Here is a 25863-nt window from a genome sequence, read left to right on the forward strand (position 1 = left end):
CAGTCGATTTACCTTACGCAGTGTAGCTGCAGTAAAAAGAGTAGTGTGATAGATATGTCAAAAAGCGATTATTATGAAGTTCTCGGCGTGAGCAAAGATGCTAGCGAACGAGACATAAAAAAAGCGTATAAGCGCTTAGCGATGAAATATCATCCAGACCGTACCGCAGGCGATAAAGACCTTGAAGCTAAATTTAAGGAAGTAAAAGATGCCTACGAAGTACTAACTGATCCGCAAAAGCGTCAAATGTATGATCAGTATGGCCATGCAGCCTTTGAACAAGGTGGTGGCGGTCATGGCGGTGGCTTCGGCGGCGGTCATGGTGATTTTGGTGATATTTTCGGTGATGTGTTTGGAGATATCTTTGGTGGTGGCGGTGGTCGTCGTCAATCGCGTCAACAACGTGGTTCGGACTTACGTTACAACATGGACTTAAGCCTTGAAGAGGCTGTTCGTGGTAAAGATGTCGAAATTAAAGTACCAACCTGGGTTAGCTGTAAGCCATGTGACGGTAGCGGTGCAAAAGCTGGTTCTAAACCAAAAACATGTACTACCTGTCATGGTGCAGGCCAAGTACAAATGCGCCAAGGTTTCTTCGCGGTTCAGCAAACGTGTCCTACGTGTCAGGGCACAGGTCAAATTATTTCTGATCCATGTGACAGCTGTCATGGTCAAGGTCGCGTAGAAAAAACTAAGACCTTATCAGTTAAGATCCCAGCGGGTGTTGATACAGGTGACCGTATTCGTCTATCGGGCGAAGGTGAAGCGGGCATGCATGGAGCACCAGCAGGTGATTTATACGTTCAGGTTTCTGTACGTGAACATCCGATTTTCCAACGTGATGGTAATAACTTGTATTGTGAAGTGCCTATTGGCTTTACAACAGCAGCACTGGGCGGTGAAATTGAAGTTCCGACACTGGATGGCCGTGCAAAACTGAAGATCCCATCAGAAAGCCAAACGGGCAAGATGTTCCGTATGCGTGGTAAAGGCGTTAAGTCTGTACGTAGTGGCGCTCAAGGTGACTTGATCTGTAAAGTGGTTATTGAAACGCCGGTTAATCTTAATGATCGTCAACGTGAATTGCTTGAAGAACTTGAGCAAAGCATGGGTAAAGATGGCTCTAAAAACCGTCCAAAAGAAAAAGGTTTCTTTGACGGTGTGAAGAAATTCTTCGATGACCTAACTAAGTAACTCTAGTTAAGCAACTTTAGTTAGAGAGTAAAAAAGGCGCTAATAAGCGCCTTTTTTTATTGGTAATTGCCTACTTTAGTGATCTAAGAATAGGTAGTTTTGCCAACTTTTCATTCTGATCAATACTTTACGCATTACTGATACGTGCTCGAAGTGTTCTGAATAAACAGCGACTTCTGTGCTTGTCCCCTGTGGTAGGTGATATTCACTCATGTCGTCTGTGATTTTTAAGGTGACAATTGCGCGGCCTTGGCGAGCAAAAAACTCAGTGCCCATCAGTGTGCCTTGTGCTTGTACTTGCCCTTCACCAATAGCAGGTAATACATCGATTACTTCACCAGCAAAGGTTTTGCCAGGAATAGCTTTAAAGATAAAGTCTGCTTTGTAGCCTGGTTCGAGTCTTAATAGTGAATTTTGTCTAAATGCAGCGACGTAAACGGTATCTTCTTTGTGCACAAAGGTCATTACTGGGCGTAGTGGCATTGGTACTGCAATCATCCCAGGGCGTAATGTTAGTTGTGTAACATAGCCATCGGTAGGTGCATAAACGCTTGTGCTGTCTAAGTTAAATTGAGCTTGCTCTAAATTAGCGCGAGCTGCGGCAATTTTAGTTTGTTCGCCGTTTATTTCAGACTCAAATGCAAGTTTTTGACGTAACTCTTCGGCCTGTGCTGCTTCGTAACTTGCCTTTGCTGCTAAGTATACACCTAATTTATTATCAACTTGGCCTTTTGAGTAAGCACCGCTTTTTGCGCCTTTTTCATAACGTTCGTATTCTTTCTTACTGCGATCATATTCAGCTTTAGCCATTAGGGCACTGGCTTGTGCTGATTTATAGGCCGCTTCTAAACCGAGGACTGACTGTTTTGCATCTTGTAAAGCGGCAATCGCTTGATTTAGTTTGGCTCGATATAAGGTATTGTCTAGGCGAAACAGTAAGTCTCCTTTTTTCACAGGCTGATTTGGTTTTACTGCAACTTCTTCAACGGTACCGCGTACATTTGGCACAATAGGTGTTGTGACATAGGCACTGCTGGCCATATTTGAATGTGGGTGGTTATAGTTCATTAACAGGATCAAAGCGCCGATCAGCACTACACCACCAAGTACCGCGGTGGGTACCGTCCATTTATTAAGTGGGATTTTAAAAACTTTAAAGATACCAATGCACAATGCTGTATAAGTAAGTATTAATAACAAATCCATATTCTATTTCTCTTTATTATTCGATTGAGCATTTATTTGTGCTTGTAGCGCTGCCACTGTGGCTGTCAGGCTTGCCACTTTTTCAGCTAAGTCCTCTTGTTCCTTTTGGATCTGGTTAAAACCCCAACCGCGGTCATCACGCCATAATGTCGCCCAAACCCATAAAAATGGCCACAGCACGTGTAGGGTAAATAGGCTAACCCAGCCTGCATAATGGATGGCATCTTGATGAGGGTGATTACGCTTTTTGGCAATTTCGTAGGGAATATCGTGAATGGCAATAACACCATAAAATATTACTACCGTTACAAACACTAGCATGACCAGTGCAAAGTAGTCTAAAAACATGTACTTTCCTTTGTTTAACTTATAATCAATTTAATAATACGTGAAATTTACCTAATTCCTAGTCGGTATTTTCAGATTTAGTTCAGCACAACGTAGTAGTCGGTATCAGCAAGGCAACGACATAAAGTCACATCCTCTGAAAATGTAGTGTTTTGTATTCGGCCTTTTTCTAAGCCAAGCGTATGGCATTTGCTCTGACAATCCATGTAAGCATTCCATGCTAGGTATTCGTTGCACACAAAATTCACTGCATACAATAGGGTGAGTATGATAAATAACTGTTTGGCTAGATAGAGCCCTGTGTGTCTAGACATGCTTGATACCCTGCCCAGGATTCATTTCTTTAGTGTAGTCGAATTAGGCCTATTTAGTGTGTTTTGTAGTGGTTTTTCTATTGCCTTATATTCCTTGTTCACGGTATGTTTCATAAAGTGACTGCTAATTAATTAGTTATAGGAAAATCAATGACGCCGGCTATAAACTTACTGAAGAAGAAAGGTATTAGTTTTGATGTGCTCAGCTATCAGCATGAGCCTTCGCAACAACAGTTTGGCCTTGAAGCGGTTGAAAAGCTTAAGCTACCTGCTGAGCAAGTATTTAAAACATTAGTACTTGAAGATGCTGACCACCAGCTTTTGGTTGCTATTGTGCCAGTTAGCCAGCAAGTTAACCTTAAAATGCTAGCAAAAGTGGCAAAGGTTAAAAAAGTACAGATGGCTCCACAACAAAAAGTCGAAAATACCACAGGTTATATTTTAGGTGGGGTGAGCCCGCTAGGTCAGAAAAAGCGCCTTAATACCTATGTGCATCAATCTGCAGATAGCTTTGATGTGATGTATGTTTCAGCAGGTAAACGAGGCCTTGAGATTGCTTTGGCACCTAAGGATTTATGCAGTTTATTAAATGCTAAGCTGGCAGACTTTTAGCAATGTATTTTTGGTAGGTTATGCCAGCGGGTTGTGTAATGAGGCGATAAGTACGCGCGCTTCATATGCCAACGGGTCGTTGGAGTTTCGCTGGCTATGGCAAGGGTACCCACGCCATAACGGGTGTTAATGCTATCAAGACACTTCATCAGTTTTGGGTTATCGATAGGCGCTTGAAATAGATCAGGCTGCTGAAACATTTGGCTTGATAACTCAAGAGCACCTACACCACATTTATAAAATCGTACCCCAGGTTTATAGAGATGATCAAATACCTCGCTGATAGCATTGGCAAACACGCAACTATCGGCGGTGGCGACACTAAACTCATAAATATAGGACTTTTTATAATAGCCATCTTGGTGAGGAGAACTGGCCACAAACATTAATAAGCGTTGAGTGTGTGAGCCTTGCGCACGTAGTTTTCTTGCTACAATGACACAATGATTGATCAGTGCCGTTTTCAGTGCTGTGGCGTCAGTGATACGCTCTCCAAAACTACGGGTCGAAAAAATCTCTTTTTTGTCTTGGCGTACTTCATCCCAGGCTAAACAGCTTTTACCCCGTAACTCGTTCACTGTGCGCTCTAATACAATACTAAATAGGCGTTTCATTTTTCGTGGGTCTTGCTCGGCTAAATCAAAGGCTGTATTAATATTCATTGCTTTGAGTTTTTTAGCTAAGCGTCGACCAACGCCCCAAACATCTTGTACGTCCATGGCTTTTAAAATGGCTACCCGTGAAGCTTCTGAGTCAATCACTGCAACGCCATCAAAGCCGGGGAGTTTTTTCGCCGCATGATTGGCGGCTTTGGCTAGGGTTGCTGTTGGGCCAAATCCAACCCCAACAGGTAGCTTTGTTTCGCGCCATACGGTACGGCGAATATCATGGCCATAACGATGCCAATCATGGATAAGCTTGTTGAAACCAGTAAAGTTTAAAAATGATTCATCAATAGAGTATATGTGTTGATTATCGCAAAAGCGGCCAATCACGTTCATCATCCGCTCGCTTAAATCCGCATACAGCTCATAGTTAGATGAGCGGATCACCACTTGGTTATCTTCGAGTATTTTCTTTACTTGAAAATAAGGCTGAAATTTTGGAATAGCCAGCTTTCGTGCAATAGGGCACACGGCACAAATACAGCCATCGTTGTTAGTGAGGACCACAACCGGTTTACTACGAATAGCTGGGTCAAACACTTTTTCGGCGCTGGCATAAAAGGCCACCGCATCGACTAAGGCGTACATGCTAATAGCTCTTTACTACTGCGATGTAAGCGAATTGAGCGAGTGACCACGCCTTCTAATTGAAATTCATCCGATTGGCGTAGTTGCACTGCGGGGTATTTAGGTGAGGCTGATAATAACTGTGCATTGTGTTTATCTAATAGCTTACAAACAAATAAACCATTTAGATTCGCGACAATGACATCGCCATTTTTAACATCTTCGGCGCGATCAACCAGTAATAAGTCACCATCAAAAATCCCCACACCTTGCATTGATTCGCCAGAGGCAATACCAATAAATGTTGCATCAGGGTGTTTAATCAATAGCTGATCTAATGATAAGCCTAGCTCTTTGTATTGTGCTGCCGGTGATTCAAAACCACATACGCCAGCTTCGATATAAATAGGAATAACACGCATAACAAAACCACTACACTGTACATTTGTACAGTATAGTGGTTTGTGGTTATCTTGCCAATAAGATCACGGGGTGTTGTGATTGATATTTTCGATCATGGTTGTGGCAATAGCGATAAAATCACGTACTTGCTGATCAGTTAAACCGTGGCAAAGTTTGGCATCAACCTCTTGCTCTGCAACTTCTAAACGCGAGAACAGGGCGTTACCTTGATCAGTAAAGGATAAAATTAAACAGCGTTTGTCATTTTCGTCAGCACATTTAGAAACCAGTTCAAGCTTTATAAGCTCTTTTACTAAGCGTGCTATTTGTGCTTTATCACGACCTGTTTTGGCAACAATATCATTGGCAGTACAGTGCTGTGTTTCGGCAATGATATGTAAGCAGCGTACATGCAGTGCGTTAAGACCAAGCTCGTTGGCGTTAATGGCTTCGCGAACAGTGACACGGTAACTTTGTGCCAGTGTAAATAAAGCAGAAGAAAGAGAGGTTTGTGGCATGGTTCACCTAAGTTAAGCAAGTTTGCATTAGTTGACAAAGTCAATTAAAAGCGTATAGTTGACTATATCAACTATTGGGGCGTTGTGCAATTTAACCAGCTAGGAGACCAAGATGGCTAGAAAAGTTCGTCGTGCAAACGTATTAAGTACTACACGTATTTCCCCGCATCTACAAAGAATTGTTGTTGGCTCAGAGGAGTTTGCCGATTTTCCACAAGATGCAAAAGGTGCGTACGTAAAGGTATTACTCCCGCATGCCGGTGAATCTAAGGTTGAACTTGATTTACACGCTGAGCATCCTGCATTAATGCGCTCTTACACTATTCGTGATATCAACCCAATTAACGGTGCAATTACCCTCGACTTTGTGGTTAACCAACATCAAGGCGTGGCAACCAACTGGGCACAAAATGCGTGTGTAGGCGACGAGGTAGGCATAGCAGGCCCAGGCCCTAAAAAACTCACTGATTTTACGCAAACACATTATTTAATGCTGGCAGATTTAACCTCTGTAAATGCAATCAATGGCTACTTACAAGCCCTGCCACAAGATGCCACTGTCGATGTCATTATTCATGTTGCTGATAAAGCCGACATCATTGAACTTGAGCAAATTAAAACACATACCCAACACAGTGTTGAATGGTTAGTTACAGATGAGCCAGAAACCGATCTACTCGACCAAATAACACGCTTATGCGCAGGTTATAACACGCAACCTATGGTGTTTATGGCGCTAGAAGCAAATTTGGTGAAGGCAATTCGCCGTTTAATTACAAGCAGTTTTGAAATTGATCGTGAACACATAGTTGCATCGGCCTATTGGAAGCGTGGTATTGATGCCGATGGCCTAAAGGTGGAAAAACAGCAACAAAGCCGTGCCTAATTAGCATTTGAAAAATAGCCATTCGCTCTCATTAACTAAGTATAAAGAGTTAAACTTTGGAGAGCGAATGTCAGATCTTAGCAACACACCTTTTTCATTGCTTGAATTGAGCCCAATGAAAGAGCATGAAACCGTTTCGCAAACACTAGCTAACAGTGTTACCTATGCACAAACAGCCGACAAACTGGGTTTTAATCGGTTTTGGATGGCAGAGCATCATAATATGCGCGGTATCGTGTGTGCCGCAACTTCAGTACTAATAGGTCATATCGCAGGTAAAACTCAGAATATCCGCGTAGGTGCAGGTGGGGTGATGTTACCTAACCATCCACCGCTGGTGGTTGCTGAGCAATTTGGCACCCTAGAGAGTTTATACCCCGGTCGCATTGATTTAGGTTTAGGCCGAGCACCAGGTAGTGACCCAATTACCAGCCGTGCTTTGCGCCGTGACGAACAACGCGCTGAACACTTCAATGATGAAGTAACGGAGCTGCAAGCTTTACTTGGCCCATATAAAGGTGACTCTCCAGTACGCGCAATCCCAGGTGAAGACACTAATGTCCCAATCTGGTTACTGGGCTCAAGCCTTTATAGTGCTGGGCTTGCTGCTAAAAAAGGTTTGCCATATGCATTTGCGGGTCATTTTGCGCCACGCTTTGTTGAAGATGCCATAGCATTGTATCGCAGAGAATTTCAACCATCTGAGGTATTAGATAAGCCATACGTCATGCTTGGTTTGCCTGTTGTTGCCGCTGACACCGACGAACAAGCACAGTTTTTAGCAACCACAGCGAAACAACGTATCTTAGCACTTATGCGCGGCAAGCCACTTTGGCTTAAAGAGCCTGTTGCAACAATGGAAGGATTGTGGACAGCGCAAGAAAAAATGCAAGTAGAAAGCTTTTTAGGGCTTTCAGTTGTTGGCGGTCAAGCGAGCGTTAAGCATAAGCTGAGTATGATTAAACAAACGCTACAGGTTGATGAGTTTATTTTTACAAATGACCTGTATGAATTGAGTGACAGACAACATGCGCTGGAAATATTAGCAAGCATCATGCACTAATACGGTTTAGCATATAGTTAATGCGTGTAATGAGTTTTTATGCGCATTGCTTAAGCCCTGACACTCATTTATTAAACGGTTTTATAGATTAAATCAATTTATATAATCCGTTTTAAGGATTGAATTTAACTTTATACAATACATTTATTAACTATTACCCTAGGAAGGTGCACCGTGAAATCTCAAACAATTGCCGCAGTAGAACCACAAACAAAAACAGCATTAATCGCTGAGGGTGGTGGGCAACGAGGGATTTTTACCGCAGGTGTACTCGATGTGTGGTTAGAAAATAATTATGATCCATTCGATTTATTCATTGGTACATCAGCAGGCTCACAAAACTTAACAAGTTATTTAGCGCGTCAAAAAGGCTATGCAAAACGTTTGATCAGAGGCCTTTCTCGTCATAAACGTTTTTTCCAACTTGGCCGCGGGCTGTTTGGTAAAAGCATTGTTGACCTTGATTGGTATTTTGATAAAACCAAAGAGGTAAACCGTGCCCTTGATTTTAAAACAGCAACACAAAGCCTAGGTAAACGCGAACTGTTGATTACAACCACAAACGCGGCTGACCGTAAACCCTATTACTTGAGCCCAAATGGTGAAGATACACAATGGTTGGCCTTGTTAAAAGCATCAAGCGCATTACCCTTTTTATATAAAGACGGCGTTAACTTAACACCTTGGTTAACAACAAAGGCCGCAAACGATGCCATTATTCAAAGCTCTAATACTGATTTAGTGCATGATATGTATTTAGATGGTGGCTTAGCTGCACCTTTACCTGTGAAAGAAGCTTATAACCGTGGTGCTCGTGATATTGTGGTTATTAGAACTGTTGATGAAAACTTTCAAGTACAATCTGAATGGGTAAATAAGTTAAAGTCACTGGTTTGCGTATCAGGTTATTGCCCTAAAACCATTGATTACTTGGTTCAACACGAACAAGCTTATCAAGATGAACTGGATTTCATTGCCAACCCACCAAGTGATGCCCGTATCACGCAAATTTTTGCAGGCGATAAATTACGCAGTAAGCTACTGGGTAGCACAGACTATGATCTTCGTTATGATCACAAATTAGGTTTAGCGGCAGGTCGTGCCTTTTTACAGCAACAACTGCTAAATTAGTTGGTAGCAGGCTCAGTTAATTAATCCCATTGCCTACTTGAGATATTTGTAAATAGAGTTAAAGTGGTTAGCTATTCATTTTTTGTGATTTTTTATCTACAAGAACAATAAAGGCTTACCATGTTTAACAGTGCTGTATCGACAATCAATGGTCTTCTTTGGGGAGAAGGCCAAATTCTTATCTATATTCTTCTGTTTGCTGGGATCTGGTTTTCGGTAAGGCTAAAAGCGATTCAATTAGTTAAGTTTCGCCATATGTTCAGCCTATTAAAGTCGAGTAGCAGCACCGATAAAAACTCAATCAGTTCGTTTCAAGCTTTATGTACAGGTCTTTCAGCACGTGTAGGTACTGGTAACCTTGCAGGGGTTGCCGTTGCAATTTCGTTAGGGGGCAGCGGTGCAATATTTTGGATGTGGGTGATTGCCATTTTGGGCATGGCCACTGGTTTTGCTGAGAGCGTACTTGGGCAAGTCTATAAAGTTAGGGATGCCAATGGCGAGTTTAGAGGCGGTCCTGCTTATTATATTCAGCAAGGCTTAGACAGCAGAGCGCTTGCAGTGTGTTTTGCTTTTTGCTTATTCCTTGGTTATGGCTTTACGTTTAGTGCCATGCAAACGAATACCATTACCGATGCCCTTAATTACGCATTTGAAATTCCAACTTTGTATTCAGGTATTGTGATCACGATACTGGCAGGCTCTATTATTTTAGGTGGCTTTAAAGCTATTGCCCGCTTTGCTGAACGCATTGTACCAGTCATGGGCATATTATTTGTACTCGCCGCCATTATTATTACTTTATTGAATATCGGTAAAGTGCCTGCGATGATTGAAGATATTTTACTCTCCGCTTTTGGCTTACAAGAGGCCGGCGCAGGGGCAATGGGCGCAGCAATTAAAAATGGTATTCAGCGAGGGCTTTATTCGAATGAAGCCGGAGCGGGGAGTGTGCCGCATGCATCTGGCTGTGCATCACCCGTACCAAATCACCCAGTCACTCAAGGCTACATTCAAATGCTAGGGGTGTTTTTCGATACCATTGTGCTGTGTAGCTGTACGGCAGTGATTATTTTATTAGCTGACATTGATATTAGTGGCGAAATGGAAGGAATACGCTTAACTCAATCTGCGATGACAGCACATATGGCCGCTGGGGGCATTTATTTTGTGGCAGCTGCAATTTGTTTATTTGCATTTACTTCTGTGGTTGCAAACTATGCCTATGCAGAAAGTAACCTACATTTATTTAAACTAGATAATAAACTCGGCCGAGGTATTTATACCTGTTTATATTTATCAATGATGATTTGGGGCGCATCGGCCACCATTAAACAGGTGTGGGATCTTGCAGACATTGCTTTAGGTTTAATGACAGTGGTGAACGTTATCGCTATCATACGCTTAACGCCAACCATCTTATCTGTGACAAAAGACTATCATAGTCAACGTGAAGCAGGGCAAGAACCGAGTTTTGATTCTGAAAAAGTGCAGGTTCAAGGTCAAACAGAACAAGGGATTTGGCGCAAATAAGCTAAAACAATAACGAGAAAAGTAACCATGATAGATATTTATGCAGGGCCTAGTGCTGCAAAAGTAATTCAAGAGCAAGGCCTGTCTGCCGATTTGTTTAATACCTTTTTAGGAGCAAGCGGCGGGCCCAAGTGGTTTACATTATTTGGTTTGGATAAATATCTATTTGGTGAATTTTTTAAAGGCCGTACCACACCTTTAAACTTATTAGGATCAAGTGCCGGGGCATTTAGATCTGCTTGTTTTGCACAAAATGACCCTGTTGCTGCAATATCTCGATTAGCAAAGTCTTACTCTGAAACACGCTATTCATCGAATAAAGCAAAACCAGAAGAAATAACAACAAAAGCGCGAGAGTTGTTAAGCACAGTTTTTGCTGAAAATGGTATTCAAGAAATCATTAACAACCCTATTTTTAAAGCCCACTTTATAGTTGCAAAATCGAATGGCTTTACAGCATCAGAAAACAAAGTGATGCAGTTAATGGGTTTATCTAAAAGCTACTTAGTCAATCGAATGAATAGACGTTTGTTAAGTAAGCAATATGAACGTTATGTATTTCAGCCTGCGGATAGTCAGTTATCTTTTTCCGATAATAATACTTTCAATACCCATACTATTGAGCTAAGCGAAGATAATTTAGCGGATGCGTTACTTGCTTCAGGCTCTATTCCATTAGTCATGCAGGGTATTAAAAATATAACAGGAACACCGCCTGGTATGTATCGTGATGGCGGTATTATCGATTATCACTTTGACTTAAGTATTCATAATGACGGGCTTATTTTATATCCGCATTTTAATAACAGCCCTAAAGCAGGTTGGTTTGATAAGAGCCTAAAGCGTGGTATTACCCCGAGTAACTATGATAACGTAGTGATGATCACTCCATCAGCTGACTTTGTTGCTTCATTACCTTATGGCAAAATCCCTGATCGTAAAGACTTTACAGAACTTGATGCTGATACACGCATTAAATATTGGCAGCAGGTATTCAAAGAAACAGAACGGCTAGCAGAAGCATTCGATGCGGTGTGTACTAATAAGCACACACCGAAAATAAAGCTTATTAAATAGTATTGCTTTCGCTACTTAAACTGATTAATCAAGGAAGTTTGCTCTGTCACTTTACTGAGGAGCGCTTCGCAAAGTTGCTGCGAAGTATGGCCAAGCTCTGTACACTCATGAGCAAAGTCTTGTGCTGACGTTAAGTTGGTAGCAATAACTTGGCTTGCTGTTAGTTGTTCGTTCATTGCATGCGCTATGATGCTATTGAGTTCACTTAGTTTGATAGACTGAGCTTTAATATGGTCTAAACTATCACCACTTTGATGTGCAAGCTCAACACTTTTAGCCGACAAATTAAGTCCATCTTGCATGGCAAGTTGTGCTTGTTTTGAGGCGTGTGTGAGCTGATTTAATACATTGTTTATTTCTTCTGTGGATTGCTGAGTACGTGAGGCCAATGCACGTACTTCACCAGCAACAACGGCAAAGCCACGGCCATGGTCGCCTGCTCTGGCAGCTTCGATGGCCGCATTTAAAGCAAGTAAATTAGTTTGATCAGCAATGGCGTTTATCTCAGATAAAATTGCAACAATGTGTTGATTGCCTTCAATTAAGTTTTCTACTTGGCTACTCGCTGCTTTGAGTTTTTCATCAAGCTCACTAATTGAAGTTATCGTTTGTTTGACCGCAAGTGAGCCTTGTTCGGTTGCTTGGTTTGACTCTTCAGCAGCTTGATTAGATTGCATTGTACTCGATGAAAGCTCATTGATTGATGCCGTCATTTGCTCTGTGGCAACAACAATTTGAGAGACTTCATCTGTTTGTTTATTTAAAAGTTCAGTCACGTTATGACCAGACTCTGCACATTGTTGCGCGTTGTGATTAACGCCCATGGTCACATCATTTACACGACCAACAACCGCTTTTAATTTAGCTTGTTGCATCTCAAGGGCAAGATGTAAAAAGCCAGATTGATCATTAGTACCAGAGTAGAGGTAGGCCATTAAAGGGTTATCAAACACTTGTTTTGCTTTATTTATAAGCGCTAAATATTTTTGACGCCAAAAATACATAAGCCCATTAGCTGATGCTAAAAATAGAACTAGTAGACAATTAAAAATATCAAACCCAGAGCTAAAAACGGCAGTCAGCGAACCTAAAAAACTAATGAATAATAGGGCACTTATGTACAGAGTGGCATCGAACTTGGCTGCTGTAGAATGAGATTTTTGATTATTGTTTATTTTAGCGTATTCAGTGGTCGCTCTTTGTACGACCTCATCACTTTGTTTAGTTCTGACTGATTGAAACTCAACGGTACGACCACTTTTATCTTTAATCGGTGTTACAAAGGCATTAACCCAATAATAATCACCATTTTTACAGCGATTTTTAACAGGCCCCATCCAAGATTGACCATTTGTTAGATGTTGCCATAAATCAGCGAAAGCCAGTTTTGGCATATCAGAGTGACGAACAAGGTTATGAGGCTTACCTAGCATTTCGTCTAGCGTGAAACCAGCTATTTTGCAAAACTCATCATTGGCATAAGTAATATGACTTTGTAAATCTGTAGTTGATAAGAGGATGTCAGATTCAGAAAATTTAACTTCGGTATCGGTATTAATTCTATGTTTCACGTTAAAATCACCCAAGTACAGCTTTAAGTTCAGAAAGTAAATTAGCGGAGTAAAAACAGTCTGAACTAGAAAGAGGTAGTGTTAATTTGAACACTAATGTTTATAAACAATTTAGCGATAAATTCGTGATAAAGAACTAGGAAAATTCCGGTTTTATGTTACAAAAGTTAATATTATTTAACTAAGAAAAGTTGGGTAGATGGGTTAAAAGTTAGCTAAATTGTAAAACTTAGCCAACTTGATTTTTAAAATACATTAATCTCGCAAAATAAAATCACTCTGGCAGGGGGCTTCACCAGGGCTTTGATCTAACTTTGTGTTAGGGCAATTTTTAGTAAAAAATAACGCTTCTTCTAGAGAGTTCATTTGGCTGCAATATTGTCGGCCATCACATTCATACTCTGGCTTTTCATAATCAGATATTGTGATATCTCGATTATGGCTGTAATTTGATTTTACGGGATCAATAATTTTTGTTTGAAGCGTTTGTGTTGGTGAGATACCCCCATAATTAACTGCATAATAATCCCATGCGAAATAGCCAATTATGATGATTAGAAAAAACTTCCTCATGATGAATCCTTGTTATTATTGTTTAGACTAATGTGATTCGTGAGCGGTATTGAGGCCTAAGCCTTATGGCCCAACCCGAAAGTCTTACTATAATAAGATGAAGAAATAATATTAAGTAAAATTAGTGGCTTATGAATTAAATACGAAATTTCTGATAGCATAGATAAATAAAAAGTTTGAAATGAACAGCAGTTTTAAGTATTAAATCATTAGAAATGTGAATTTAGAAAACTAGTCAATTTAATAGCCTATACCTAAAGATTAAAATATAAAAACTACCCATAAATTACGTTATGTTAAATAAAGTGAAATAATTAAAAGCGGGAGTTAGGTTGCTAACTAGCCCACTTTTAGAAGGGTTTTAAATAGCTTAATTTAGCTCAGAATCTACCCAAAACTTAGTGCCTTTCAGTACCGCAAGGCCATTTTCGGTTAAAGAGTAAACAGTTACTTGGTCTGCAATTGCTTCGGCAACTAAAGCGCCACCTTTATCTTCATATTTTGCTGCTGCATCTGCATTTCCTCCGAATGCCCAACCATGTTCAATAAAGCGATTTACTGCTGCTTGGTTATGAAAGACCATCACAACATTAAAGTCTTTAACACCTAAACCTAGACCTAAACCCGCTTCACCCATATTCATGTAAGTTGATTTACCGGTTAGGTTGTTTTTAACAACACCATAGCCACCGCCAAAACTGGCTAAAACAACATTTACATTGGCATTATCAAAAACCGCATAACCAGCAGAGTTGGCAATTTGTTGTTTAACATCAGGCTTTTGAGTGTAAAGCTCACTTAATGTATTGTTTTTCATGCTTTGTACTAAAGCACGTTTTTCATCGGGAGATGCACTGCCTGTTGTAGCACAACCGGTTAAAATTGAAGTGATTAAAACTAAACTAATAGCGATAAACTTTTTCATACATATTCCTTGAATATTAGTATGGCAATCTAGTTAATGTTGCAAATACTAAAGATATATTAAGTCCAATACTAGACAGTATCGGACTTTATGGTAATCTTATAACTAGCTATTATACAAGATATTACATCATTATGCTCGTTGCTCTCGTCGATACACTAAAACAACTGCGTTACCAAATTGCCCATCTTGAAGATGATACTCTTGCAACAGAATATCCAGAACTTGATAACTTTATACATCACGTTGGATTGACTGTTGCTGAATCAAAAAATGACTTAGTTTTTCTTTATCAGTTTTTATATGTGTATGGCCGAAAATCAGAAGCCACATTTAATCGATTTCGAAATGAGCTTGAGCGGTTCTGTTTATGGTCATGGTTAGTCGCTGAGAAATCGGTTTTTGAACTAAAGCGTGAAGATATCGAAGCCTATGTTGATTTTATGGTTGAACCAGATTCGGCCTGGTTGTCAAACTCAGTGCAATGGCGTTATAAAGATGAACAAGGAATAAGACGACTCAATACAAATTGGCGCCCTTTCATAAAAAAAGAAAATATAGCTAGCCAACAAACACTCGCCGCTATGTTTACAGCACTCAATGTTTTTTATAAGTTTGCAATTTTAGAAGAAAAAACCTTTGCTAACTTTGTACCGGTTGTTAAAAAGAATAGCCCTTACTTAGTGGTGCAATCGCAAATTAAAATTCCCGATACACTCAGTGATATTCAATGGGAATATGTTTTTGGTGTTACTCGGGATTTATGTGAACAACAACCTGATTTAGAAAGAAATTTATTCACTCTTGCTTGCTTAAAAGGATTGTACTTACGAATATCTGAGTTATCAGAACGCCCTCAGTGGTCGCCCGTTATGTCACATTTTTGGCAAGATAATGATGGTTTTTGGTTTTTAAGAATTATGGGTAAAGGTAATAAATTACGTGATGTTACTTTAAGTGAAGATTTTATATCATATCTAAAACGTTATAGGCTTTACCGAGGTTTACCTGCCCTGCCCCGTGTTGATGAAGCTGAGCCGCTAGTTCATAAAATTCGTGGCAAAGGTGGAATGACTGTTCGTCAAATTCGTCGTTTGGTACAACAAAGTTTTGACTTAGCAAAACAATCTCTTTTACAAGACGGCTTTAAAGATGATGCGGAACAACTTGAAGCGGCGACTGCTCACTGGTTAAGGCATACTGGTGCAACACACGATGCTCAAACAAGACCGCTAAAGCATTTATCTGAAGATTTAGGTCATGCAAAAATTGCTACGACAGATCAAATTTATATTCAAACAAATATAAAAGAACGTGCAAAGTCTGGAATAAAAAGGAAAGTTTAATGGAATATACAATACTGGCGTTAGTCGGTTTAGCTTTATTATTTTACTCACTGACGATTCGGCAATTAGAGCGAACAGAAATTACCGGGCCAATGTTTTTTGTGTTGGTCGGAATTGCAATGTCTTACTTTTTACCGAGTGAGTTTAAGTTAGGCGAAGCCGGACTCAGTGACATTTTACCTTTGGTTGAATTAACCTTAAGTATTTTTTTATTTACCGATGCCGCCAAATCAAAACTTCCCGTATTAAAACATAGTTATCAGTACCCTAGCCTGTTACTTTTTGTGGCTTTGACGATGACTTTACTGTTAGGTGTAGCTGGTGGGTTGTTTTTCTTTTCGGAGTTATCACTTTTTCAATCTGCCTTGATCGCGATTATTTTAACACCAACGGATGCTGCGCTTAGCAAAGGAATTTTAGAATGTACATCGGTACCAGAAAAAGTTCGCGAAGGAATAAATACGGAAAGTGGTTTGAACGATGGCCTTTGCGTTCCCATTTTTTTAGTTTTACTTTTATTAGTTCAAAACCCAGAAAGTGCTGTAACGACAATTGATACTTTACTTGTTTTTGCAAGAGAGTTAGGTGTTGCACTGGTTATTGCAGGCGTGTCGATGGCAGTATTTATTCCACTTTTAAAAACTGCATTAGCACGTCATTACTTTGCAAATAATAGCAGTCCATTTTTGTTGATTGGTTTAGTCATGGCCATTTTCTCTTTAACACAAAATTTTCATGGCAGTGGTTTTATAGCTGTTTTTGTTGCGGGACTTTTATTTGATTACTTAGCACCTAAAAAAATACGTTCAACATTAGTTAAAGACTCTGAGCATATCGCAGAATTCGTTGCGCTACTAATTTGGTGTTTATTCGGTTTTGTATGTGGTCACTTAATTGTGAATGATATTACCTGGCCAATTGTTTTTTATGCGATATTAAGTGTGACGATTTTTAGAATTGTGCCGGTACTACTTTCACTCATGTTTACTAATCTAAATTTCAAAGACAAATTTACATTTGCATGGTTTGGTCCACGAGGTTTGGCGTCTATTGTTTTCACATTAATGGTGATGGATACAGCAATTACAAACAAAGAGCAAATTGCCACCGTAACATTAACAACCATTTTATTTAGTGTGTTTATTCATGGCATGAGCACCAAGCCCATCGCAAAAAGTTACCAATAAAAAAGGCGCATTAAGCGCCTTTATTATTTTTTAAAACTTACAGTAGCTCTGCAATTAATTGCAGTGGATGCTTTGGTTTAAATTTTTCATAGCGTTTCACTTGGCTACGACAAGAAAACCCAGTTGCTAAAATAGTTTCAGGCTCATTATTAGAAATAATTGGTTGCCAACTCATTTCATAAAGTGCGCGTGAATTTTCTTGGTTTTGTTTTTCATGGCCATAGGTTCCTGCCATACCACAACAACCTGTACTAGTCGTATCTAGTTGTAAATTTAAATCAGCAAAAATGGTTTGCCAAACTTTAGATGCATTCGGCATTGCTGTTGTTTCAGTACAATGACTCAATAATTTAAATGGCGAACTCGTTTTAGTGGTAAGATTAACTTGTTTAAAGTTTTGCGTTTGAAGCCATTCATGAGCTAATTCAACTTTAAAGTCACCACGCTGATCTTTTAATATTGAGACATACTCATCTCTGTAACACATAACCAAAGATGCATCGAGCCCAACTAAAGGAGCGTTGATTTCACTTAGTGAATTTAAAAACTCAGCTGCATTTTTTGCTGTTGTTTTAAATTCATTTAAAAAACCTTTTACATGTTGAGCTTTACCATTTGGTCTGAATGGTAATAACATCGGTTTTTTGCCTAGCGCTTTAATCACTTTAATAAAGCTTTCGACTAATTCAGCTTCGTAAAAACTAGTGAATGGATCTTGAACTATTAGTACATACTCTGCTTGTTGTTCTGTTGAAAGCGAATTAAGTAATTCAAAATTAAATTGCTGATCTTTAGAAATACGTTTAGAAAGTTGCGGTACGCTTAAGCTTGGCGTATCAACATAACCAATGGTATTTTTAATTAAACCAGAAACAAGTTTTGTATTTACGATTGGATTTACCACTTTAGCAAACTTTGCCATCACCGGCGCAGTTTGTTCGATGCCTGCAACTAAGTAATCTTTAGCGGGACGAGCATAATAACTGTGGTAGAAATTTAAAAAGCGTGAACGGAATGTTGGTACATCAACTTTTATCGGGCATGCTGTAGTACATGCTTTACAAGCTAAACATTCATCCATAGATTCTTTCACTTCGTGAGAGAAATCATAAACACCTTTTTTCTTATCGCGACTATGTTGATAGCGCTCCCACCAAGTGATTACTTCACCATTAACTAATTCTTTTTCAACATTGAGTAAATCAATATTTTCAGACTCTTGAAGTCGCAACCATTCGCGCATTAAACTTGCGCGACCTTTAGGTGAATATCGGCGGTCACCTGTTACTTTATAAGATGGACACATTGGTGATTTTTCATCGTAGTTAAAACACAGACCATTACCATTACAGGTCATCGCGTTATTAAATTCTGTTTTAACATCGATAGAAATTTGTTTGTCGAACCAGGCACGTTTTTGATCATCAACAGAAACGAGTGACTCTTTACTTTCAATTGGCGTACAGATTTTACCTGGGTTTACTCTGTTATTTGGATCAAATGCCGCTTTGATTTTTCGAAGTTGTGTAAATAAATGCTCGCCGAAAAATTCAGGGCCATATTCACTTCGATATCCTTTGCCGTGCTCACCCCACATCAAGCCGCCATATTTTGCAGTCAGTTTAACGACTTCATCTGAAATATGACGAAGTAATTTTTCTTGCTCAGGGTCACACATATCTAGTGCAGGTCTTACGTGTAATACGCCGGCATCAACATGACCGAACATACCATATTGTAGGTTGTGGTTATCGAGAAGTTCACGAAACTCCACTATAAAATCTGCTAGGTTTTCTGGAGGTACTGCAGTATCTTCAGCAAAAGCTAACGGTTTTTGACTGCCTTTTACATTACCTAAAAGGCCTACTGATTTTTTACGCATTGCATAAATATTTAAAATATCAGCTTTGTCATTCGTTAACTGATAACCGATCACACCATTAGTTTGTTTTTCAACACATTCATCGAGTAGCTTACAAAGAGTGTCTACTTTATCTTTAATGTCTTCTGGTGAAACCGCATTAAACTCAACCATGTTGAGCCCTTGCATATCTTTGTTTTCAACATCGGTTATTAAGTCCGATACTGAGTGCCAAATAATATCTTCTCGAGCAAGGTTAAGTACTTTGCTATCGACTGTTTCTACAGAAGTTGCATTTGCGGCAACTAGAAATGGTGAATGACGAAGTGCAGAATCAAAGCTATCGTATTTAATATTGATTAATGTTTTAAATTCAGCAATGGGCGTAATATTTAGTTTTGCTTCAGTTACAATACCTAATGAACCTTCGGAGCCTGTAATTAATCGGCTCATATCAAAGGTTTGTAAATCATCAGAAAAAATATGTTCTAAATCGTAGCCGGTAAGAAAACGGTTTAAGCGTGGGAATTTTTCTAAAATAGCGTCTCGATTCTCAAGGCCAATTTCGAGAACTGTTTTATATAACTTACCTACAGTGGTGTTTTGTTCAGCAATTAATTTTGCCTTTTCAACAGGCATAGGGGTTGTTGACATTTCAGTGCCATCAACAAGATAAGTTGTCAGTCCTAAAACGTGATCACTTGTTTTGCCATAAACCAAAGAGCCTTGACCTGATGCATCTGTATTTATCATTCCACCGATTGTTGCACGGTTACTTGTTGATAAATCTGGCGCAAAGAAAAAACCATAAGGACGCAAAAAGTCGTTTAATTGGTCTTTTATTACACCCGTTTGCACGCGCACCCAGTTTTCTTCGACATTGATTTCTAAGATTTCACGCATGTAGCGAGATAAATCAACAACTATACCCGGGGTTAGCGATTGTCCATTAGTACCTGTACCGCCTCCGCGTGGACCAAAAGTCAGTGATAAAAATGGATCACGTGAAGCAATTTGCATAGCAAGTTGTATGTCTTTTGCTGACTTTGGAAAGATGACACCTTGAGGTACCTGTTGGTAAACGCTGTTATCGGTCGATAAACTTAAACGTGTAGAAAAGCTTGCATCGGTATCACCACTAAAACCTTGTTTTTGTATTGTATCTAAGTAATTAGAAACGAGTTCTGTGGCGGCTTGTTGTTGGCTTATTGTTGCTATCATGACGGTGATAAATTAAGGCATTTTGCAAATTATATCATGCTAATAGCTAAGATAAATTGAAGATTTTACAGTTTGTAACACTCTTTTTATCGATTTCGGGGGCAATACTTTTATACTGTGTATTAAAGCAGCAAATGAGATAGTCAGATGAAAAAAATTGCATTAATCAGTTTAGGTGCCTTGTGCATGTTATTGGGTTTAGTTTTTGTCATTATTCCCGGACCGTCGCTGATCTTCTTTATTGCAGGACTTTTCTGTTTATCTTTTTACTATCCTAAAGCGCGTGATTATTTAACCTTGAGCCAAAAGGCTCTGACTAAGTCATGTGCCTATATTGATAAAAAACTTGCTCGCTGATTTAAAGGGCGTGTTGTCCTTTGTAGATTAGACTTTGTTCACTCTAGGGGCGATTTAATCGCGGCGCGAGATTTGCAACCTAGTGGGCTAAGTAAAAATCGAGCAAAGCTACCGCGTCCTGCTCACGCCCCTTACCTACATCCATGTAGGTAACAAAGAGTTAATCGCCCCTAGAAAGAACCCGAAGGGCAGCACGTGTTTGGCATTGATGCTGCGTTATCACCTATTTATGTGGAACAACCACACTACACAGGCTCTGCCTTGCCTAAATACCAAACACACTGCTGCAAAATCAATCATAAAAGGACAACACGCCCTTCGAAGTAACAAAAATGCCAGCTAAGTGCTGGCATTTTTTATATCAGAATCTTTATTTTAATTAAATAAAGTACTTAGTCGGCTAATTTCTTAGCAAGATATAACCAAGTTTCTAATACTGTATCTGGGTTTAGAGAAACAGAATCAATGCCCTGCTCAACTAACCAAGCTGCAAAGTCTTCATGATCTGAAGGACCTTGACCACAAATACCTACGTATTTGCCTTTTGCTTTAGCAGTTTGAATAGCCATTGATAATAGTTTCTTGATTGCAGGGTTACGCTCATCAAATAGATGCGCAATTAAACCTGAGTCACGGTCAAGACCTAATGTTAACTGAGTTAAGTCGTTTGAACCGATAGAGAAACCATCAAAATATTCTAAGAACTCATCTGCAAGTAACGCGTTTGATGGTAATTCACACATCATGATTACTTTCAGACCATTTTCGCCACGTTTAAGGCCATGTTCTTCAAGTAATTCAATAACGCGCTTACCTTCTTCAAGCGTACGAACAAATGGGATCATGATTTCAATATTAGTCATACCCATTTCGTTGCGAACACGTTTAATCGCTTCACACTCTAACGCGAAACAGTCACGGAAATCTTCAGAGATATAACGTGCTGCACCACGGAAACCAATCATTGGGTTTTCTTCTTCCGGCTCATATTGCTGGCCGCCAACAAGGTTTGCATATTCGTTTGACTTAAAGTCAGACATACGAACAATGACACGCTCAGGTGCAAACGCACAACCTAGTGTTGCAATACCTTCAACAAGCTTAGAAATATAGAATTCTACAGGTGATTCATAACCTGCCATCATTTCTGAGATTTCAGCTTTTAACTCGTCAGATTGAGCATCAAAGTTAAGAAGTGCTTTAGGGTGAACACCAATCATACGGTTGATTACGAATTCAACACGCGCAAGGCCAACACCTGCATGAGGTAAGCGTGCAAAGTCAAATGCACGATCAGGGTTACCTACGTTCATCATAACTTTCATTGGTAACTCTGGCATTTCATCAACACGTGAAGTAAGTACTTCGTAATCTAAAATACCTTCGTAGATATAACCTGTGTCACCTTCGGCACACGAAACAGTTACATCTTGGCCTGCTTTAATTAAATCAGTTGCATTACCACAACCAACAACTGCAGGAATACCTAATTCACGAGCAATGATTGCCGCGTGACATGTACGACCGCCACGGTTTGTAACAATCGCAGCGGCACGTTTCATGATTGGCTCCCAGTCTGGGTCAGTCATGTCAGTAACTAGAATGTCACCTTGTTGTACTTTGTCCATTTCATCAATTGAATCTAGTACGCGTACTGTACCTGAACCAATCTTGTGACCAATCGCACGGCCTTCAGCAACAACAGTGCTTGTACCATTTAATTGGAAACGCTCCATTACGTTAGCGTCTTCGTTGGAACGAACTGTTTCTGGACGAGCTTGAACAATATAAAGCTTACCGTCGTTACCGTCTTTTGCCCACTCGATGTCCATTGGACGACCGTAGTGCTTTTCGATGATCACAGCTTGCTTTGCAAGTTCTTGAACTTCAGCATCTGTGATTGAGAATTTGTTTGAAAGCGACGAATCAACGTCAACAATTTCAACTTGCTTACCATGTGATTCATCCGCAGAGTAAATCATTTGGATTGCTTTTGAACCAATATTACGGCGAACTACTGAAGGCTTACCGTTAGCAAGTGTTGGTTTATGAACATAAAATTCATCTGGGTTTACAGCACCCTGTACAACCATTTCACCAAGACCATAGCTTGAAGTTACAAATACAACATCTTCAAAGCCAGATTCAGTATCAATACTGAACATAACACCTGAAGCTGCTTTATCTGAACGAACCATGCGTTGGATACCAGCTGAAAGTGCAACACCACGATGGTCATAACCTTGGTGAACACGGTAAGAAATAGCGCGGTCATTAAATAGTGAGGCAAACACGTGTTTGATAGCAGTCATTACTGAATCAATACCACGTACGTTTAAAAACGTTTCTTGTTGTCCTGCGAATGAAGCGTCTGGCATGTCTTCTGCTGTAGCAGATGAGCGAACTGCAAATGAAACATCTTGTGATGCGTCGCCGTGTAGTTGGCTATATGCGTCGCGGATGGCTTGGTCTAGGTTTGGTTGGAATGGTGTATCGATAATCCATTGGCGGATTTCGGCACCGACTTTAGCGAGTGTATTTACATCATCCACATCCAATGTGTCTAAAATATCGTGGATTTTTGAGTTTAAACCAGATTGCTCTAGAAACTCATTGAATGCATCAGCGGTTGTAGCGAAACCACCTGGCACTTGAACACCAGCGTTAGCTAGGTTTGAGATCATTTCACCTAGTGAAGCGTTTTTACCGCCAACACGAGGAACATCTTGCATACCAAGCTCTTGATACCAGAGAACGTATTCTTGCACGGATCTTTCTCCATAAACAAATTGTAGTACTAACTGTGAGAGTTAAGAAAGAAAACCTTCTAAAAAGGTCATAGTCATTCTACACTGGCAACAGACCTCACGTAAACCGTGAAGCCCCTATTTTGCAGATAAAGGTAATAAAAGGGTTAAATATGAGAACTGCATTTTATATTTCTGATGGAACAGCAATCACCTCTGAAGTCTTTGGTCATGCGACCTTATCTATGTTTCCTGTTGAGTTTAATCACAAAACAATTCCTTTTGTTGAAACTGAAAAAAAAGCAATTGAAGTTAAGAACTTAATTAATTCAACAGCGCAACGTGATGGAGAACAGCCACTCGTGTTCTTCACTTTTGTTAACCACGAGCTAAGTGAAATTATTAAATCGTCTTGCGCGGTGTGTTATGACTTTTTATCACAATACAGTGATAAAATTTCTCAAGAGTTAAAAGTTGCGCCGGTACCTAAGGTTCATAGAACGCATTCAATGCACGAGAAAAGTTATGATTTTCGTATTGATGCGGTTAACTATGCGTTGACCAATGATGATGGCGCTAACATTAAAAACTACTCTGAAGCTGACATTATTTTAGTGGGTGTTAGCCGAAGCGGTAAAACACCCACAAGTTTATACCTAGCATTACAATATGGTATTAAAGCAGCCAATTACCCGCTAACAGAAGATGATTTAGAAAGAGGCACCCTGCCTGAGTGTTTAAAAGCTTACAAACATAAACTTTTTGGTTTAACGATTGACCCTGTTCGCCTTGCCGATATTCGCCAGCGTCGTATGGCAAATTCAAAATATGCGTCTTTAAAACAGTGTCGTATCGAAGTACGTGAAGTAGAAATGCTTTATAAAAAGCAGAAGATTCAATTTTTAAATTCAACTCATCATTCAGTAGAAGAAATTTCTGCAAAGATTATATCTGATACTGGACTTGAAAGACGTAAGTACTAACTTATTTAGTATCGGACATTAAAAAAGGCTGCAATATGCAGCCTTTTTTGAATAACTTAGTGTTACTTACGTGCGTCTTTTAATAAGTCAGCAACTAAGAAACCTAGTTCTAAAACTTGATCCGCATTTAAGCGTGGGTCGCACTGTGTGCGGTAGCGTTGTGCTAAATCTTCATCAGATAATCCATACGCACCACCAGTACATTCAGTCACGTGCTGGCCAGTCATTTCAAGGTGAACACCACCTGGGTATGAACCTTCAGCTTTGTGTACTGCGAAGAACTGGCTAATTTCACGAAGAATATTATTAAAGCTACGCGTTTTATAACCTGAGCTTGCTTTCTCTGTATTACCATGCATTGGATCTGAGCTCCAAATAACTTTACGGCCTTCTTGTTGTACTTTACGTACAAGTGCCGGTAGTTTCTCTGGAAGAACATCAGCGCCCATTCGTGTAATTAACGTTAAGCGACCTGGAATGTTATCAGGGTTAACTGCATCAATAAGTTTGATTAGCTCATCTGGGTCCATGCTCGGGCCAACTTTCACACCGATAGGGTTTTTAATACCTTTAAAGAATTCGATGTGTGCATGATCAAGTTGACGTGTACGTTCACCAATCCAAACAAAGTGTGCAGAACAATCGTACCAATCACCTGATAAGTGGTCACGGCGTGTTAGTGCTTCTTCATAACCTAATAACAACGCTTCGTGTGATGTAAATAAGTCTGTTTCTTTTAAGCTCGGTGCAACGGTTGAGTCGATACCACACACTTCCATAAATTCAAGCGCATCTTGAATTCTGTCAGCTAGCTGTTGGTATTTTTCTTTAAGCGGATTTGCTGCTACAAAACCCATGTTCCAACGGTTTACTTGGTGTAAATCGGCTAAACCACCTTGTGCGAATGCGCGTAATAAATTTAGCGTTGCAGCACTGTGATGATATGCCGTCATCAATCGCTGTGGATCAGGTACACGGGCTTGCTCTGTGAATTCAAAATTATTGATGATATCACCACGGTACGAAGGTAATGAAACACCATCGATTGTTTCATAATCTGATGAGCGAGGCTTAGCGTACTGACCTGCCATACGCGCAATTTTAACTACAGGGCATTTACCACCATAAGTTAAAACAACGGCCATTTGTAAAAGTGTTTTAAATGTATCGCGGATATTTGCGGCATTAAAGTCACTAAATGACTCTGCACAATCACCACCCTGTAATAAGAAGGCTCTACCTTCACATACAGCTTCTAGTTGTTTGTATAAGCTACGCGTCTCTTCGGCAAATACCAAAGGTGGTGCGCTTTTTAATTGCCCTTCAACAGATTTAAGGGCTTCTTGATCTGGGTACTCTGGCTGCTGAAGTATCGGCAGTTTTCTCCAGCTGTCTGGGTTCCACGATTGCATGTTCTTTCCTCATTCCTAACATAGACCGTTAACGAAAACTAACTTATTGCACGTACTAAGTTCAAGGACAATATTCAGCTATTTACGATTATTTCGTTATTTGATAAATAGTTTCGATATTAACAATTAGGGTTCCAACATTTTATTGTTTCAAACCAGTCAGTTAC

Annotated in this window: 23 protein-coding genes; 11 read left to right on the top strand and 12 right to left on the bottom strand. The window is 39.8% G+C overall.

Translation table 11 applies throughout. The features are described from left to right. Positions 1–54 precede the first annotated feature (54 nt). Positions 55–1194 (top strand): molecular chaperone DnaJ, encoded by a 1140-nt coding sequence (dnaJ, locus tag J8Z28_RS18060; RefSeq protein ID WP_054563084.1) that lies wholly within the window; start codon positions 55–57, stop codon positions 1192–1194. A gap of 75 nt (positions 1195–1269) precedes the next feature. Here dnaJ and J8Z28_RS18065 read toward each other — a convergent pair whose 3' ends face one another. From J8Z28_RS18065 to J8Z28_RS18075, 3 genes are all read right to left on the bottom strand, one after another. Next, positions 1270–2400 (bottom strand): HlyD family secretion protein, encoded by a 1131-nt coding sequence (locus tag J8Z28_RS18065; RefSeq protein ID WP_055198877.1) that lies wholly within the window; start codon positions 2398–2400, stop codon positions 1270–1272. 3 nt (positions 2401–2403) lie between these two features. Continuing rightward, a complete protein-coding gene (locus J8Z28_RS18070; RefSeq protein ID WP_054552213.1) occupies positions 2404–2748 on the bottom strand; it encodes a DUF3302 domain-containing protein in 345 nt (114 codons plus the stop codon). A 77-nt stretch (positions 2749–2825) separates the two neighbouring features. Further along, positions 2826–3062, bottom strand: coding sequence for a hypothetical protein (locus tag J8Z28_RS18075; RefSeq protein WP_130167504.1), 237 nt, complete (start codon positions 3060–3062; stop codon positions 2826–2828). A gap of 150 nt (positions 3063–3212) precedes the next feature. On the opposite strand from J8Z28_RS18075, the gene ybaK reads away from it, so the two are divergent. Continuing rightward, positions 3213–3674 carry a Cys-tRNA(Pro) deacylase gene (gene ybaK, locus J8Z28_RS18080; RefSeq protein ID WP_250660670.1) on the top strand — a complete coding sequence of 154 codons (462 nt, stop codon included), beginning with the start codon at positions 3213–3215 and terminating at the stop codon, positions 3672–3674. Here the strand turns inward: ybaK and J8Z28_RS18085 are convergent. The 3 genes from J8Z28_RS18085 to J8Z28_RS18095 form a co-directional block, all read right to left on the bottom strand. Beyond that, complete coding sequence (locus J8Z28_RS18085) at positions 3671–4927, bottom strand: Y-family DNA polymerase (RefSeq protein ID WP_250660671.1); 1257 nt, start codon at positions 4925–4927, stop codon at positions 3671–3673. The genes ybaK and J8Z28_RS18085 overlap by 4 nt on opposite strands. After that, positions 4915–5328 carry a LexA family protein gene (locus J8Z28_RS18090; protein WP_054552219.1) on the bottom strand — a complete coding sequence of 138 codons (414 nt, stop codon included), beginning with the start codon at positions 5326–5328 and terminating at the stop codon, positions 4915–4917. The genes J8Z28_RS18085 and J8Z28_RS18090 overlap by 13 nt, the downstream gene beginning before the upstream one ends. 63 nt (positions 5329–5391) lie before the next feature. Continuing rightward, entirely contained in the window at positions 5392–5826 is a 435-nt protein-coding gene (locus J8Z28_RS18095; RefSeq protein ID WP_054563088.1) for a MarR family winged helix-turn-helix transcriptional regulator, read from the bottom strand. A gap of 112 nt (positions 5827–5938) precedes the next feature. Here J8Z28_RS18095 and J8Z28_RS18100 point away from each other — a divergent pair, with 112 nt between their 5' ends. From J8Z28_RS18100 to J8Z28_RS18120, 5 genes are all read left to right on the top strand, one after another. After that, a complete protein-coding gene (locus J8Z28_RS18100) occupies positions 5939–6712 on the top strand; it encodes a siderophore-interacting protein (protein WP_250660672.1) in 774 nt (257 codons plus the stop codon). Positions 6713–6779: 67 nt separating this feature from the next. After that, positions 6780–7775: an LLM class flavin-dependent oxidoreductase gene (locus tag J8Z28_RS18105; RefSeq protein WP_175079959.1), complete on the top strand. Its 996-nt coding sequence runs from the start codon at positions 6780–6782 to the stop codon at positions 7773–7775. A 174-nt stretch (positions 7776–7949) separates the two neighbouring features. After that, positions 7950–8906 carry a patatin-like phospholipase family protein gene (locus J8Z28_RS18110; protein WP_250660673.1) on the top strand — a complete coding sequence of 319 codons (957 nt, stop codon included), beginning with the start codon at positions 7950–7952 and terminating at the stop codon, positions 8904–8906. Positions 8907–9026: 120 nt separating this feature from the next. Beyond that, the gene (locus J8Z28_RS18115; protein ID WP_250660674.1) at positions 9027–10436 is read left to right on the top strand and encodes an alanine/glycine:cation symporter family protein; all 1410 of its coding nucleotides are present in this window, start codon (positions 9027–9029) and stop codon (positions 10434–10436) included. Between the two features lie 27 nt (positions 10437–10463). After that, the gene (locus J8Z28_RS18120; RefSeq protein WP_250660675.1) at positions 10464–11513 is read left to right on the top strand and encodes a patatin-like phospholipase family protein; all 1050 of its coding nucleotides are present in this window, start codon (positions 10464–10466) and stop codon (positions 11511–11513) included. A gap of 11 nt (positions 11514–11524) precedes the next feature. Here the strand turns inward: J8Z28_RS18120 and J8Z28_RS18125 are convergent, their stop codons facing one another. From J8Z28_RS18125 to J8Z28_RS18135, 3 genes are all read right to left on the bottom strand, one after another. Further along, positions 11525–13084: a methyl-accepting chemotaxis protein gene (locus J8Z28_RS18125; RefSeq protein ID WP_250660676.1), complete on the bottom strand. Its 1560-nt coding sequence runs from the start codon at positions 13082–13084 to the stop codon at positions 11525–11527. A gap of 255 nt (positions 13085–13339) precedes the next feature. Further along, the gene (locus J8Z28_RS21975; protein WP_054563095.1) at positions 13340–13657 is read right to left on the bottom strand and encodes a hypothetical protein; all 318 of its coding nucleotides are present in this window, start codon (positions 13655–13657) and stop codon (positions 13340–13342) included. A 370-nt stretch (positions 13658–14027) separates the two neighbouring features. Continuing rightward, entirely contained in the window at positions 14028–14582 is a 555-nt protein-coding gene (locus tag J8Z28_RS18135) for a lipid-binding SYLF domain-containing protein (protein WP_250660677.1), read from the bottom strand. A gap of 134 nt (positions 14583–14716) precedes the next feature. Between J8Z28_RS18135 and J8Z28_RS18140 the strand changes: the two genes are divergently transcribed. Both J8Z28_RS18140 and J8Z28_RS18145 read left to right on the top strand, forming a co-directional pair. Then, a complete protein-coding gene (locus tag J8Z28_RS18140; protein ID WP_250660678.1) occupies positions 14717–15928 on the top strand; it encodes a tyrosine-type recombinase/integrase in 1212 nt (403 codons plus the stop codon). Continuing rightward, positions 15928–17115: a cation:proton antiporter gene (locus J8Z28_RS18145; protein ID WP_250660679.1), complete on the top strand. Its 1188-nt coding sequence runs from the start codon at positions 15928–15930 to the stop codon at positions 17113–17115. The genes J8Z28_RS18140 and J8Z28_RS18145 overlap by 1 nt, the downstream gene beginning before the upstream one ends. Before the next feature lie 37 nt (positions 17116–17152). Here J8Z28_RS18145 and ydiJ read toward each other — a convergent pair whose 3' ends face one another. Continuing rightward, positions 17153–20197 carry a D-2-hydroxyglutarate dehydrogenase YdiJ gene (gene ydiJ / locus J8Z28_RS18150; RefSeq protein WP_250660680.1) on the bottom strand — a complete coding sequence of 1015 codons (3045 nt, stop codon included), beginning with the start codon at positions 20195–20197 and terminating at the stop codon, positions 17153–17155. Positions 20198–20344: 147 nt separating this feature from the next. Here ydiJ and J8Z28_RS18155 point away from each other — a divergent pair, with 147 nt between their 5' ends. Beyond that, positions 20345–20554 (top strand): PGPGW domain-containing protein, encoded by a 210-nt coding sequence (locus tag J8Z28_RS18155; protein WP_250660681.1) that lies wholly within the window; start codon positions 20345–20347, stop codon positions 20552–20554. A gap of 392 nt (positions 20555–20946) precedes the next feature. Here the strand turns inward: J8Z28_RS18155 and ppsA are convergent, their stop codons facing one another. Beyond that, a complete protein-coding gene (gene ppsA, locus J8Z28_RS18160; protein ID WP_250660682.1) occupies positions 20947–23322 on the bottom strand; it encodes a phosphoenolpyruvate synthase in 2376 nt (791 codons plus the stop codon). Positions 23323–23474: 152 nt separating this feature from the next. Between ppsA and ppsR the strand changes: the two genes are divergently transcribed. Continuing rightward, positions 23475–24284 (top strand): posphoenolpyruvate synthetase regulatory kinase/phosphorylase PpsR, encoded by an 810-nt coding sequence (gene ppsR / locus J8Z28_RS18165; protein ID WP_058584340.1) that lies wholly within the window; start codon positions 23475–23477, stop codon positions 24282–24284. A gap of 62 nt (positions 24285–24346) precedes the next feature. On the opposite strand, the gene J8Z28_RS18170 is transcribed toward ppsR, so the two are convergent. Then, positions 24347–25696, bottom strand: a complete 1350-nt coding sequence (locus tag J8Z28_RS18170; RefSeq protein WP_062565467.1) for a class II 3-deoxy-7-phosphoheptulonate synthase — start codon at positions 25694–25696, stop codon at positions 24347–24349. Positions 25697–25863: the final 167 nt, after the last annotated feature.

This window comes from Pseudoalteromonas sp. SCSIO 43088 (genome assembly GCF_023650795.1).
In the GTDB taxonomy this organism is placed as follows: Bacteria; Pseudomonadota; Gammaproteobacteria; order Enterobacterales; family Alteromonadaceae; genus Pseudoalteromonas; species Pseudoalteromonas shioyasakiensis.